General features: G+C 63.4%; 15 protein-coding genes. 10 read left to right on the forward strand and 5 right to left on the reverse strand.

Annotated features, from left to right (window positions below; genetic code table 11):
- Positions 1-73: 73 nt before the first annotated feature.
- On the forward strand, positions 74-241 hold the full coding sequence (locus tag NKH29_RS03600) for a hypothetical protein (RefSeq protein ID WP_023721318.1): 168 nt from the start codon (positions 74-76) through the stop codon (positions 239-241).
- A gap of 78 nt (positions 242-319) precedes the next feature.
- On the opposite strand, the gene NKH29_RS03605 is transcribed toward NKH29_RS03600, so the two are convergent.
- Complete coding sequence (locus tag NKH29_RS03605; RefSeq protein ID WP_352999044.1) at positions 320-1,006, reverse strand: winged helix-turn-helix domain-containing protein; 687 nt, start codon at positions 1,004-1,006, stop codon at positions 320-322.
- Positions 1,007-1,052: 46 nt separating this feature from the next.
- Here NKH29_RS03605 and NKH29_RS03610 point away from each other — a divergent pair, with 46 nt between their 5' ends.
- Together NKH29_RS03610 and NKH29_RS03615 are read left to right on the forward strand one after the other, a co-directional pair.
- Positions 1,053-1,832, forward strand: a complete 780-nt coding sequence (locus NKH29_RS03610) for a response regulator (protein ID WP_502911209.1) — start codon at positions 1,053-1,055, stop codon at positions 1,830-1,832.
- Positions 1,833-1,871: 39 nt separating this feature from the next.
- Positions 1,872-3,959 (forward strand): PAS domain S-box protein, encoded by a 2,088-nt coding sequence (locus tag NKH29_RS03615; protein WP_031194628.1) that lies wholly within the window; start codon positions 1,872-1,874, stop codon positions 3,957-3,959.
- A gap of 93 nt (positions 3,960-4,052) precedes the next feature.
- On the opposite strand, the gene NKH29_RS03620 is transcribed toward NKH29_RS03615, so the two are convergent.
- A complete protein-coding gene (locus tag NKH29_RS03620) occupies positions 4,053-4,457 on the reverse strand; it encodes a hypothetical protein (protein WP_352480982.1) in 405 nt (134 codons plus the stop codon).
- 420 nt (positions 4,458-4,877) lie between these two features.
- Between NKH29_RS03620 and NKH29_RS03625 the strand changes: the two genes are divergently transcribed.
- On the forward strand, positions 4,878-6,080 hold the full coding sequence (locus NKH29_RS03625) for an aromatic ring-hydroxylating oxygenase subunit alpha (protein ID WP_352480981.1): 1,203 nt from the start codon (positions 4,878-4,880) through the stop codon (positions 6,078-6,080).
- 31 nt (positions 6,081-6,111) lie between these two features.
- Here the strand turns inward: NKH29_RS03625 and NKH29_RS03630 are convergent, their stop codons facing one another.
- From NKH29_RS03630 to NKH29_RS03640, 3 genes are all read right to left on the reverse strand, one after another.
- Positions 6,112-6,864 carry a DUF429 domain-containing protein gene (locus tag NKH29_RS03630; protein ID WP_502896312.1) on the reverse strand — a complete coding sequence of 251 codons (753 nt, stop codon included), beginning with the start codon at positions 6,862-6,864 and terminating at the stop codon, positions 6,112-6,114.
- Between the two features lie 107 nt (positions 6,865-6,971).
- The gene (gene pdxY / locus NKH29_RS03635; protein WP_023721311.1) at positions 6,972-7,856 is read right to left on the reverse strand and encodes a pyridoxal kinase PdxY; all 885 of its coding nucleotides are present in this window, start codon (positions 7,854-7,856) and stop codon (positions 6,972-6,974) included.
- A gap of 11 nt (positions 7,857-7,867) precedes the next feature.
- Positions 7,868-8,119, reverse strand: a complete 252-nt coding sequence (locus NKH29_RS03640) for a hypothetical protein (RefSeq protein WP_023721310.1) — start codon at positions 8,117-8,119, stop codon at positions 7,868-7,870.
- Between the two features lie 162 nt (positions 8,120-8,281).
- Between NKH29_RS03640 and NKH29_RS03645 the strand changes: the two genes are divergently transcribed.
- The 6 genes from NKH29_RS03645 to ppa all read left to right on the forward strand — a co-directional run bounded on the left by NKH29_RS03645 (position 8,282) and on the right by ppa (position 12,629).
- Entirely contained in the window at positions 8,282-8,920 is a 639-nt protein-coding gene (locus NKH29_RS03645; RefSeq protein WP_352999046.1) for a LemA family protein, read from the forward strand.
- 85 nt (positions 8,921-9,005) lie between these two features.
- A complete protein-coding gene (locus NKH29_RS03650; protein WP_502895830.1) occupies positions 9,006-9,815 on the forward strand; it encodes a TPM domain-containing protein in 810 nt (269 codons plus the stop codon).
- Positions 9,816-9,867: 52 nt separating this feature from the next.
- Positions 9,868-10,710 (forward strand): TPM domain-containing protein, encoded by an 843-nt coding sequence (locus NKH29_RS03655; protein WP_352481111.1) that lies wholly within the window; start codon positions 9,868-9,870, stop codon positions 10,708-10,710.
- 10 nt (positions 10,711-10,720) lie between these two features.
- Positions 10,721-11,359, forward strand: coding sequence for a TPM domain-containing protein (locus NKH29_RS03660; protein ID WP_352999047.1), 639 nt, complete (start codon positions 10,721-10,723; stop codon positions 11,357-11,359).
- 117 nt (positions 11,360-11,476) lie between these two features.
- Entirely contained in the window at positions 11,477-11,983 is a 507-nt protein-coding gene (locus tag NKH29_RS03665) for a GNAT family N-acetyltransferase (RefSeq protein WP_352999048.1), read from the forward strand.
- Positions 11,984-12,098: 115 nt separating this feature from the next.
- A complete protein-coding gene (gene ppa / locus NKH29_RS03670) occupies positions 12,099-12,629 on the forward strand; it encodes an inorganic diphosphatase (protein WP_023721304.1) in 531 nt (176 codons plus the stop codon).
- Positions 12,630-12,646: the final 17 nt, after the last annotated feature.

Here is a 12,646-nt window from a genome sequence, read left to right on the forward strand (position 1 = left end):
TCCGCTGGCGGCGCGGGCGCTTCGGGGGGTCCCCTGAAGCGCCCGTAAATCCCAATTTTGAGGAAAGAACAGGATGAAAACGAAATTCGCCGCTTCCGTGCTGTCTGCCCTGCTCTACGTGCAGGGCCTGCTCGGCATTGCCGGCCTCGCAACCGTGCTGCTGAAGGAACGTGCGCATGCCGGCGAGGTCAGCACGAACAGTGACATGCCGTCAGGCCCGTCGCTTCTCGTGGTGCGCTGAGGAAAGAGCATCGGACCCAAAAGCGGGAACCGGTTTTAGGAAAATCCGATACTCAAAAAAGGGGTGGCTGTCCTGCATTCAATCGGCGAATTGCGTTGGCGGATCGAACCGGTAACCCGCACCCCGTATGGTGGTGATGGTTTCGGTGTCGAGCTTGCGGCGCAGCCGCACGATGCGCGAATCGATCGACCGGTCGAAGGCTTCGGCATTTTCGGCGGGCGCGGCGGCGATGATGTCGTCACGCGTCAGCACCTTGCGCGGGCTGGCCAGGAACAGCCTGAGCAGCGCCACCTGCCCGGCGGACAGCCGTTCTTCCGTGCCCGAGCGGTGCATGACGATGGCCGACCGGAGATCGACGGTCGCGTTCTCCAGCACGATCAATTCCCCGGCGCTCCTGCCGCGCCGAGCCAGCAGGCCGCCAACGCGGGCGGCAAGCTCCCTGACATTGAGCGGGCTTTCGACGACGTCGGCGGCGCCGAGCTCGAGCGCCAGCACCTTGTCGACCAGATCGGCCGGGCGGCAGATCAGGATGAAATCCGGTCCACCTTCGCCGCCATGTCGCCTGAGCAGGTCGCGCCCCTCCGCCTGGCTGACGCTGTCGCCGACAACCACGACATCGATACCTTTTTCAGAAAGCAGCGATTCGGCTTCCCACGGCTGTCGCGCGGCGCGGACGTCATGACCGCGTCGCTTGAGATGATCGGCGAGATCGGTCGCAATTACTTCAGCGACGGAAACAAGCGCGATGACGGATCGTGCAGCCATGTTTTTCTACCCCGCATACGGCAACCCAAGAAGAGTGCTGGACATCATGTTTATACCCAATCTACTTTGCGCTGAAAGCGGGAGCGAACGCATCGTGCGGGCACGAATTGTCATTGTCGAGGACGAGCCCGACCTGAGGGACGCGGTCGCCGAGTATCTCGGCGCCAGCGGCTATGATGTGGCCACGGCCGAAAGTGCGGCGGCGGCGCGCGACCTGTTGGAAGCCCAGTCCTTCCATCTGGCCATTCTCGACATCGCCATGCCGGGCGAGGACGGCCTGTCGCTCGGCCGCTGGATGCGGTCGAAAATGCCGATCGGCATCATCTATGCGACGGCCGCCGGTACCGCGCTCGACCGCATCGTCGGACTGGAGCTCGGCGCTGACGACTACATCGTCAAGCCTTACGAGTTGCGCGAAGTGCTGGCCAGGGTGCGCAGCGTGCTGCGCCGCGTTCCGGAGCCGACCGAACCGCAAAAAGCCAAGGCTGAAACATCCGGTGGCCGCCGGTCCGTGAGCTTCGGCGCCTTTCACGCCGACCTCGACGGCAGGCTCGTCACCGGCGCCAACGGTGCGGTCATCGACATGGCCAAGAGCGAGTTCGACGTGCTGGAGGTGTTCCTTACCCGCGCCAACCGGCTGTTGACGCGGGCGGCGATCTCCGAGGCGATCGGTTTCGTCGAGGACGCGGAATCGTCCCGCGCCGTCGACATCCGCATCATGCGGCTGAGAAAGAAGATCGAGGCGGATCCGGCCAATCCGAAATTCCTGCGCACGGTGCGCGGCGAAGGCTATATCTTCTCGCTGCCAGCCGGCGAAAATAACTGAGGCCTGGCGGCTTGAGCAAGCCACGGCCAGGAAATGACCATGACGGCTGAAACAGCACGCGCGGACTCGCAGGGCGCCAGGCAGGGCGCGGCGATGGCGGCCGTGCATGTGGTTCGCCGGCTGCGCGAAGCCGGCGACTGGCAGCGCGAGATGGAGGGTATCCTCCAAACGCTTTGCGAAGCCATGGATTGTCACCGCGGCATCCTGTTTCGCCTGCGCGAACTGCCCGGCCAGGGCTTCGCCCAGTCGGTCGCCGCTTATTGGATCGCCCCCCGGTTTGGCGGCGAGCTGGCGTCACCGACCGTCATCATGCAGTCGGTCGTCGATTCGGACCCATTGCTGGAACAGCTGGCGGAGGACGAGCGCCAAGGCAAGATATTCGCCGGGCACACACGCGATCTCGAAGGCTTTCTGCGGACCGATTTCGAAAAGCAGAACATCAAGTCGTTCCTGTCGGTGTCGGTCTTTTCGCACGGCAATTTGTGGGGCACGCTGGCGGTCAACGACTGCGTCAACGAACGCGAATGGACCGACCAGGAAGAGGCGGCGCTGCACATGGTGGCACTCGCCATTGGCGACGCCATCGAACGGTCGCCCTCCGACGCGCATGCCAGTGACGTCATTCGCCGCACCATGCTGCAGGCCTCGCTCGACGCCATCATCGTCATCGACGAGACCGGCTCGATCATCGAATTCAATCCGGCCGCCGAGAAGATGTTCGGCTATCGACGCAGCGATATCCTCGGCAAGGACCTGCTCGACACGGTCGTGCCGGAATATTACCGCAAAGGCTATGCGTCGGGCGCCGAATACATGTCGGGCCGCGGCGCGCCGATGGTCGGCCAGCGGCTCGAAACGGTCACCCAGAATGCCGCCGGCGAGGTTTTTCCGATCGAGCTGACGGCGACCGAGATGCGGGTCGCCGATCGCCATCTGATCTTCGGCTCCATCCGCGACCTGCGCGACAGATTGCGCGCTGAGGAGGAAATCAACCGTCAGCGCGAAAAACTGCACCAGAACGAGAAGATGGCGGCGATGGGCTCGCTGCTTGCGGGCGTTTCGCACGAGCTCAACAACCCGCTGGCCGTGGTCGTCGCCCAGTCGACGCTGCTGCATGAATTCGCCGCCGATCCGCAGACCAAAGTACGCGCCGAAAAGGTGCGCGCCGCTGCCGAGCGCTGCGGCCGTATCGTCAAAAGCTTCCTGTCGATGGTCCGCCTGCACCCGACGGCGCAGGCCGAGACCGACCTCAACCAGGTGATCCGCGCGGCACTCGAAGTGACCGCCTATGGCGCGCGATCAAGCGGCATCATCATCGACACCGATTTCGCCGGCGGCCCGCTGCTGGCCATGGCCGATGCCGACCACGTGACGCAGGTAGCCGCCAACTTCCTCATCAACAGCCAGCATGCCTTGGCCGGCATTGCCGGCGACCGGCGGATCAAGGTCCGGACGTTTCGCAGCGACCGCGGCAATCCCGGGTTCTCGGTCGAGGACAACGGGCCAGGCGTGCCGGAAGCGATACGCTCACGCATATTCGAATCCTATTTCACCACCAAGCCAGTCGGCGTCGGTACCGGTATCGGCCTGTCGATTTCCAAATCGATCATCGAGCGGCACAATGGCAATATCTGGTTCGAGGAGGTTTCGCCGAGAGGCGTGCGTTTTGTCGTGCAGTTGCCGGCGATCGCTGCCGGCGCGGTCGCCGCCGGCGACAGTCCGTCGCGGTCGAGCGGCTTGCGTCACGCGCTGATCATAGACGATGAGCCGGATGTCGCGGCGTCGCTGTCCGACATTCTGGAGTTGATGGGCATCAAGTCGCGGATCGTGCCGGCCTGGGTCTCGGCCGCCGCGACCCTGAGCGGCCACATGCCGCCGGACATCGTGTTTTCCGATTTGCGCATGCCCGGCACCAGCGGCATAGCCGCCTATCGCGAGCTGCTTGCCGAAATGCCGGATCTGGCGCGGCGTTTCGTGCTTGTCACCGGCGATCTGATCGGCGCAAAAGGCGAAATCGAGGCGCTGCCGGCGCCGCAGCGGCCGCCAATCCTCGAAAAGCCGTTCAGCACGCTGGATGTGCGCGGCGTGCTCTCGGCCATTGCCGAGCAGGTCGCTTTGGGCGGCTAGACTCCCAGAGAGACAAAAAGGAAAGAAAAAAGGCTCCCAGCCGACATTGCGGCGGGAGCCTGACTGGAGTGCTGGAGGGCGCTCGCGAAAAGATCAAAAAACGTTCGGCGTATCGGCCAGCGGGGCGGCGTTGGCGATCATGCGGACGGGCCGTGCCTTGCCCGACTGGGCAGCGATGGCGCGCAGGCAGTCCAGGCTCTCGGCGCCCCAGGCCTGACCCTTGCAGGCAAAATCGATGTCCGGGATCGGCAGGCGCGCCGTCTTGGTCGTGGTCGTCGCGCCGTCGATGAGGTTGACCGGCGGGTTCAGCGAGGCGAAGGCCGGACCGACGGTCGGCGTGAACGCCATGCCGGCAAACGCGGCAGCGGCAAGCAGCAGGAACATCGCCATCGGGTGATCGCTGGCGCGCTGGCGCAGCGCCAGCTTCGGGCGCCGGTCGTTGCGCTGCGGACCCTGCAGGCGATGGTCGTTGTCGGTGATCTGGGTTTTCGTAGGCATCGTCGTTTCCTTCGGTGTTCTTCTTTTCCCTGTTGAAACGAACTTAACCGCACCTTGTAACGGGCCAACGATGATGGATTAACGATTGTGTAACCGGCATGAAACCAGGCCCGCGGCCATTCCGGGGGCAAACCGACGATGCGTAGCTGGCCGCACCGGTGACATTCAGCGCTCGTTTTCCGCTATCCACGGCACCGGATCCACGTCGACTTTTCCGGTCCACGGAGGGCTGGGCGCTCAACAAGCGTAAGGGGATTAACGCCCGGAATTCCCGGGATTTTCCCGGCTTCGATCGTTCGAGCTCGGCTCTCAATTACCGATCGATTTCGCGTCGGGAATTCGCCCTATTCTCGCAAGCTATTGCATTTCAACAGAAAATATGCTTGTATTGAACGGCCATTCAATAAATAAGAGCCTTTTATGAACCCGCATTTGCGTGACGTGGCAATCCCCAACGATTGGGATCGGCGGGGCCTGCCGGGCTGGAGCTATCATTCCGACGCCTTGCTCGAACTCGAGAAAGAGCACGTCTTCCGCAATCACTGGCAGATCGCCGGCCATGTCTGCGACCTGCCGAACGCCGGCGACTATCTGACGATGGATGTGGTCGGCGAGCGGGCGCTGATCGTGCGCGGCAAGGATGGCGTGGTGCGCGCCTTCAACAATATGTGCCGCCACCGCGGCAGTCGCGTCGTTGCCGATAGCCAAGGCACTTGCAAGAATGCGCTGGTCTGCCCCTTTCATGGCTGGGTCTACAATCTCGACGGCACGTTGCGCGGCGCTGCCCGCCCGCGGTCCTTCCCCGACCTCGACAAGACCGAATTCGGCCTGATGCCGCTCGAGCTCGAAATCTGGATGGGCTTCATCTTCATCCGCTTCCGCAAGGGTGGCCCGCAGCCATCCGTGGCCGAGCTGTTGAAGCCGATCGAAGCCGAGATTGCCCATTACGGCGTCGCCGAGATGGTGCCGTCCTGGGGCATCTGGACCCAAAAGACGCCGGTCAACTGGAAGTCGGTGCGCGACGTCGACAATGAAGGCTACCACGTCGCCATGGCGCATCCGGCGCTGCAGGATCTTTATGGCGCGACCTACTTCGACGAGCCGTTCGTCAACGGCGTGTCGCGCTCGTTCGCCACTTACAACCCGCATGCCGGACGGCGCTGGAGCGTCGCGCAATACATCAAGCTCGCACCCGAGGCGAAGCAACTGCCGGAGCACCTGCGCAAGGCCTGGATCTATTACGGCATCTTCCCGAACAACGCGCTGTCGATCATGCCGGAGTCGGTGCAGTTCTATCAGGAGTTCCCGCTGTCGACGGGTGAGACGCTGCTGCGCGGCGCCATCTACCGCTATCGCGACGAGAGCAGGGAGCAGGCGGCTGCCCGCTACCTATCCTACCGCATCGACCGCGACACGCTGGCCGAAGATGTACAGCTTTCGATATGGTCCAACGAATCCATGCTGTCAGAAGCCTTCGGAGGTTTTTACCTCTCCGATCTCGAATATGGCGTGCGCACCCACCACGACCATTTGCGCAAGCAAATTCCCGTGCTCGGATTGGAGACCGCGCCCGAGGAGAAGGATATGTGGGCGCTCAACGAGGCGCTCAGATCACGCTCCTGACGCATGCCACCTAAAACGTTAGCCCTGGTCCTCAAGACCAGATGGCGACGGGAATGCCGAAACGATCGGCGAGCGGCGGATCCGGAAACGGCATTGCCTCGCCTCTGGCGATGCGGCCGGCAATCAGCATCATCGCCGCGGCATCGAGGAAATCGTCGGTGGCCGCGCCGCGCGGCGGCCTCTGGTCGAGAAAATGCTGGCCATAACCATGCCGGGCAAGCAGCGCCTTGCGTTCGGCCATGCCGGCCGGATTGATGTTGCCCTTGATCTTCTTCGGCAGACGCATCGCCCGGTCGCCGTTCAGTCTGCAGAAGGCAACTTCCGGATGCGATTCGAAGACGCGGCTGCGCAGTTCGGGCCGCGCGATCAGCAGCGAATCGATCTCACGGATCTTGGCAAAGATGCCGAAGGCCTGGATCGAGACACCGCGCGGCGGATCTGAGGTCGTCTTGGCCACGTCACTTGCCCTGCGATGTGCCGCGTACCAGGCTTCGACCGTGGTGAAGGCTTCGATCTCCGCATAGAGCGCGGCGCGGGAGGGGATGGCAAAGACACTGGATTGCCGGGCGCCAAGAAATGGCCGCACCAGCGCCTCCGGACCGCGACCGCCTCTTTGCGAGAAATCGGGCAGGCCGATCGGCATATCGACCGCTACGATTGCATTGACGGGTAGCTGGTCGAGCAACGCCGCGAAGCTTGGGAAAACGGCTGTCGACGGTGCGGCACCGGAATCGCGGCGGACGGCTATCCAGCCGGTCTTGCAACCGTCGACGCCGACAAGCACAACATCCCTAGGCGCAACATCCTCGGGCACAACATCCCCAGGCACAACATGGTCGGGCGCAGCACCCTTGGGCGCATCATCCTGGGGCACGGCGTCTTCGGCCTGCGTCACGCCCGGCGATCCCGTCCCGGATGCAGGAGATGGCGAAGCTGCACCATCGCCATCGGGTGCGACAGGCTCTGGGCATCGGTCTCGAGCTGCAATTCGTCGCCGCCGCGCTTGGCGGTGCGCGCCAGGATCTCGTAGACCGCTGCCGTGGTCGATTGCAGCGCCTTGGCGGCCGTTTGGCCGGACAGGATGCGCGCCAGGTAGACGGCCGCCGTCAGGTCGCCGAGCCCATTCGGAGGCTTGTCGATTAGCCGGTGTTCGGCAAGCAGCGCCTCTCTGCCGTTGAGCAGCAAATTGCCGATGCCGCCGGCCATCATCGCCGGTGCCGAAGTGACCAGCATGGCCGGTGGGCCGGCTTGCAGGGCAGCAGCCATTGCCGATTTCAGGTCGGGCAGCGGCGCTCCGGCCATCCATTCCAGCTCGTAGCGGTTGGGCGTGGCGATATCGGCGATCGGCATCAGCCGGTCGCGCATGGCGATTGCGGTCGGCTCAGGTACGTAGAGGCCGCCCGAATCGCCCATCACCGGGTCGCAGATATAGAGGGCGTCCGGCGTCTTCGCCTTGACGGCGCCGACCAGCGAAGCGACGGCTTCGGCCTGGCCAGCCTCGCCGAGATAGCCGGACAGCACGGCGCCGACCTCGCCCAGCCACGGCGCGCGCTCGAGGTCGGTCATCAGCGCCTTGAACTGGTCCAGCGGCGGCACGATGCGGGTGGCCCGGCCGTGCCCCGGATGCCAGGGCAGAATGACGGTCGGCACCGCCCAAACCGGAAACCCCAGCGTCTCCAGCGCAAACACGGCGGCACGGTTGCCGACCGAGCCACGTGCGACATGGCTGGAGACGACGATGACCGCGCGCGGCGCGTCGGCTTTTTCGGCGCTCATTGATCTTTGTCCTAACCGCCCCTGGTGATGAAAAGCACGAGCCAGATCAACAGGCCGATGGCAATAAGCAAGCCTGCCGCCCGACCAATACGGGTGCCCCAATATTCGATCGGGTCCGATCGGTCGGCATCGGCCGCTGTGACGTGGTCGCGCGCGCCTCTGGCGGTTCGTGCGAGGAACGAGGTGCCGCCCGGGTCGGTCTCGCGCGCCACCCGTTCGATGATGCGGCGCGATTCCGCGTCGCTGTCGTGGCGTTTCGCCATGGTGATATCCCGTTTCATCCCGAGCTTAACCCGTTCGCCTCGTCTGTCACAGGGCCTGACGGCGAATGGTAGAAACCAGTAACGCTTCTCGGCCGAAGTCATTTTCTTGCGCAAGGATTGTGCTAATGCTTCGCGTGCCAATGCTATCGAGGGGACCTTATCATGCTTGTCCAGCGCCTTGCTTTACCGCCAATCTTCCGTAATTTAGCTGCGTTCCTGGTGATGGCCGTCATGCTGCCGCTGCTTGCCGGCTGCGGCTACAACACCATCCCGACGGCTGAGGAAAACGCCAAGGCCGCATGGAGCGAGGTGTTGAATCAATACCAGCGCCGCACCGATCTCATCCCCAATCTGGTCAACACGGTCAAGGGCTATGCCGCGCACGAGAAGGACACGCTCGATGCCGTGGTCGAAGCGCGCGCCAAGGCGACGCAGGTGACCGTGACGCCGGAAACGCTGAACAATCCGGAAGCCTTCAAGAAATTCCAGGACAGCCAGGCCGGCCTGACCAGCGCGCTGTCGCGCCTGCTGGCGGTGGTGGAGAACTATCCCGATCTCAAGGCCAACCAGAACTTTCTGGCGCTGCAAGCACAACTCGAAGGCACCGAGAACCGCATCACGGTCGCCCGCCGCGACTATATCCAGGCGGTGAGAGAGTACAATCTGACGCTGAGGACCTTCCCGTCGGTGATCTGGGCGACCTTGTGGTTCCGCGGCAACCAGCCGTTTGCGAATTTCACCATCGAGGAGGACAAGATGCAGCCGCCGAAGGTCGATTTCGGCACGCAGCAGGGCGGGTGAACGGCGCTTAGCGGGTCTGTTCCCGTTGGCCTTGTACTCCGTCCCACCCCCCTCTGTCCTGCCGGCCATCTCCCCACAGAGGGGGGTGGGAAGAAATGCCGGCCGGATTTTTTTTGGCTTCGTTCTAAGCTTTCTCCTCCTCCCTCTCACCGTTCTCGCGGCCGAATTGCCGGCGCTGACCGGACGGGTCGTCGACAATGCCGGCATCATCGATGCCGCGACCAAGGCGGCGCTGACGCAGAAGCTTGCCGATTTCGAGACCAAGGGTTCGGACCAGATCGTCGTTGCGACCATTCCCAGCCTCGACGGCGAGGAGATCGAGCCTTACGCCAACCGGTTGTTTCGCGCCTGGAAACTCGGCCAGGCGAAGGAGAACAACGGCGTGCTTTTGCTGGTGGCGCCGAACGACCGCAAGATGCGCATCGAGGTCGGCTATGGGCTTGAAGGCACGCTGACTGACCTGCACACCAAGTTGATCATCGAAAATGACATGGTGCCGGCCTTCCGTGCCGGCGATTTCTCCGGCGGCATCAGCAAGGCCCTCGACGACATGATCATGGTGCTGGAAGGCAATCCCGAAGAGCTGGAAGCGCGCGGCGAACGCAACCAGCAGCCGCCGTTCAACAGCGACGATCTGTTCTTCACCATCTTCATAGCCATCTGGGCAATCATCTTTTTCGGCGGCCTCGCAGCCTCCATCCTGCCGCCGATCTTCGGCCAGAAGATCGGTCCCGGCCGCTATCGCTGGCTGGGCATGACCTTCGAGCCGAGCCGGCGGTCGTCCGGCGGCTGGTCGGGAGGTTCCGGCGGGGGATGGTCGTCGGGTTCAAGCGGTGGCGGGTTTTCCGGCGGCGGCGGTTCGTCCGGCGGCGGCGGCTCCTCGGGAAGCTGGTGACGAGATGACAAGACACGCCGTCAGCCCGGTGGAATCCGGCCGTTTCATCAAAATGACCGGCACCGCGCTGTTGGCCATAGCGGTGCTGCTGTTCGGCTTCGCGGCCTTCGCCGCCGAATTGCCGGCGCTGACCGGACGGGTCGTCGACAATGCCGGCATCATCGATGCCGCGACCGAGGTGGCGCTGACGCAGAAGCTTGCCGATTTCGAGACCAAGGGGTCCGACCAGATCGTCGTCGCGACCATTCCCAGCCTCGACGGCGAGGAGATCGAGCCTTACGCCAACCGGTTGTTTCGCGCCTGGAAACTCGGCCAGGCGAAGGAGAACAACGGCGTCCTGCTTCTGGTGGCGCCGAACGACCGCAAGATGCGCATCGAGGTCGGCTATGGGCTTGAAGGCACGCTGACCGACCTGCACACCAAGTTGATTATCGAAAACGACATGGTGCCGGCCTTCCGTGCCGGCGATTTCTCAGGCGGCATCAGCAAGGCCGTCGACGACATGATCATGGTGCTGGAAGGCAATCCCGAAGAGCTGGAGGCGCGCGGCAAGCGCAATCCGGCGAATGACAATCCTGTCGATCCCATCTTCATGCTGTTCATCATCCTGTGGGCGACGATGTTCTTCGGCGGCTTGGCAATGGCGTTCCTGCCGCCGATCTTCGGCACGAAACTGTCGCCGGGCGTGTACAAGTGGCTGGGCATGACGTTCCGCTACGGCCGCGGGCCAGGTTCGTCACCCTCCGGTGGCGGTGCCTGGACGTCGGGGACCTCGTCCGGCAGTGGCTGGTCGTCGGGAAGTTCAGGCAGTGGTTGGTCGTCAGGAAGTTCCGGCGGCGGGTTTTCCGGCGGCGGCGGTTCGTCCGGCGGCGGCGGTTCTTCAGGAAGCTGGTGAGACATCAATCATGGCAACACGACCGATCAGCCCCGAGGATCATGAGCGCATCGCCGATGCGATTCGCGCTGCCGAATCAAAGACCGACGGCGAGATCTACTGCGTCGTGGCGCATGCAAGCGACGGCTATTTCTTCCCGGCCGCCTTCATGGCGATGCTCGGCATGCTCGTCGTCAGCCTCGCCGTCGGTTACGGGCTGGAAGCCTGGTGGCTGTCGATCCGCTTGCCGCATTTCGTCATAGCCGAGCTTCTGGCGCTTGCCAGTGTGCTCATCCTGTTGTGGGCATTGCCCGCATTGCGCATCCATTTGGTGCCGAGGCGGCTGCGCTACCAGGCCGCCCACGCCAATGCGATGAAGCAGTTCCTCGCCCGCAACGTCCACCGCACCGCGGCGCGCACCGGCGTGCTGGTGTTCGTCTCGATCGCCGAGCGCTATGCTGAAGCGGTCGCCGACAGCGGCATCGATTCTCGTGTCGGCCAGCATGTCTGGGACGGTGTCGTCCGCGACCTTACGGCGCATGCCGGCGACGATCGGCTTGCCGACGGCTTCGTCAGGGCGGTCGAAGCGGTCGGTGCGGTACTGGCCGAGCATTTTCCGGTGTCGACCGGCGACAGCAACGAACTGGACGACCATCTGGTCGAGATTTGATCTCGCTAAAGGCGGTTTTGCAGCGTCTCAAGGACGCACCGTTCGGCTGTGCGAAAGCATCGCAGTGGCTGACCGGACTCTTGCAATCGGGCGCCGCGGGTTTATGGTTAACCAATCATGAATACGCTGAGCATCGACATCAGGAAAGCCGAGCCGCGCGATGCAGCCGCCATTGCCGACGTGCATCTCGAGGCCTGGCGCGGCGCCTATTCGGGCATCATCCCACACCGCACTCTGACATCGATGATCAACCGCCGCGGTGCCGACTGGTGGGCGAATGCCATTCGCCGCGCCGCCACCGTCCTGGTCGTCGAAATCGGCGGCGAAATTGCCGGCTACGCGACGATCGGCAAGAACCGTGCCCGCGAACTCAGGCAGCAGGGCGAGATCTACGAGCTTTACCTGCGGCCGGAATATCAAGGCATCGGGCTCGGCAGCCGGCTGTTCTCGGCGGCACGGGCACGGCTGGCCGACCATGGCTTGAAGGGCATGGTGGTGTGGGCGCTGGAAGACAATCAGAACGCACTTGCCTTCTATGCCGGCGCCGGCGGTCGCGATGTGGCCGAGGGCGTCGAGATATTCGAGCAGAAGGCGCTGAAGAAGGTCGCTTTCGTCTGGGAATGACGGCCAGCGCATGATCCGACCGGTTTCGGTTCGGACGATCCCCCAGTACCATTCGCCGCATTGCACCATTCGCCGTCGCCCGCTATCGATCTTCAATCGAGAGAGGGATAAAGCGATGCGTATCGAAGCGATTGCCAGCGGAAAGAACCCGCCCGAGGACGTCAACGTCATTATCGAGGTGCCGATCGGCGGTGAGCCGATCAAGTACGAGATGGACAAGGAGGCCGGCACGCTGTTCGTCGACCGCTTCCTGCACACGTCGATGCGCTATCCCGGCAATTACGGTTTCGTACCGCACACGCTGTCGGGCGACGGCGACCCGATCGACGTGCTGGTCTGCAACACACGCGCGCTGGTGCCGGGCTGCGTCATCAATGTGCGGCCGATCGGCGTGCTGGTGATGGAGGACAATGCCGGCCAAGACGAGAAGGTCATCGCGGTTCCTTCGCCCAAGCTGACCTTGCGCTATGAGGACGTTCACGAATACACGCAGCTGCCTGATATCACCCGCCAGCAGGTGCAGCATTTTTTCGAGCACTACAAGGATCTCGAACCCGGCAAATGGGTCAAGATCGAGGGCTGGTACGATGCCGCCTATGCCAAGAAGATGATCGTCGAGGCAATCGAGCGGGCCAAGCGCAAGTAATTGACGGGCGCAAATAG

It is taken from the genome of Mesorhizobium sp. M1295 (assembly GCF_040318135.1).
GTDB lineage: Bacteria > Pseudomonadota > Alphaproteobacteria > Rhizobiales > Rhizobiaceae > Mesorhizobium.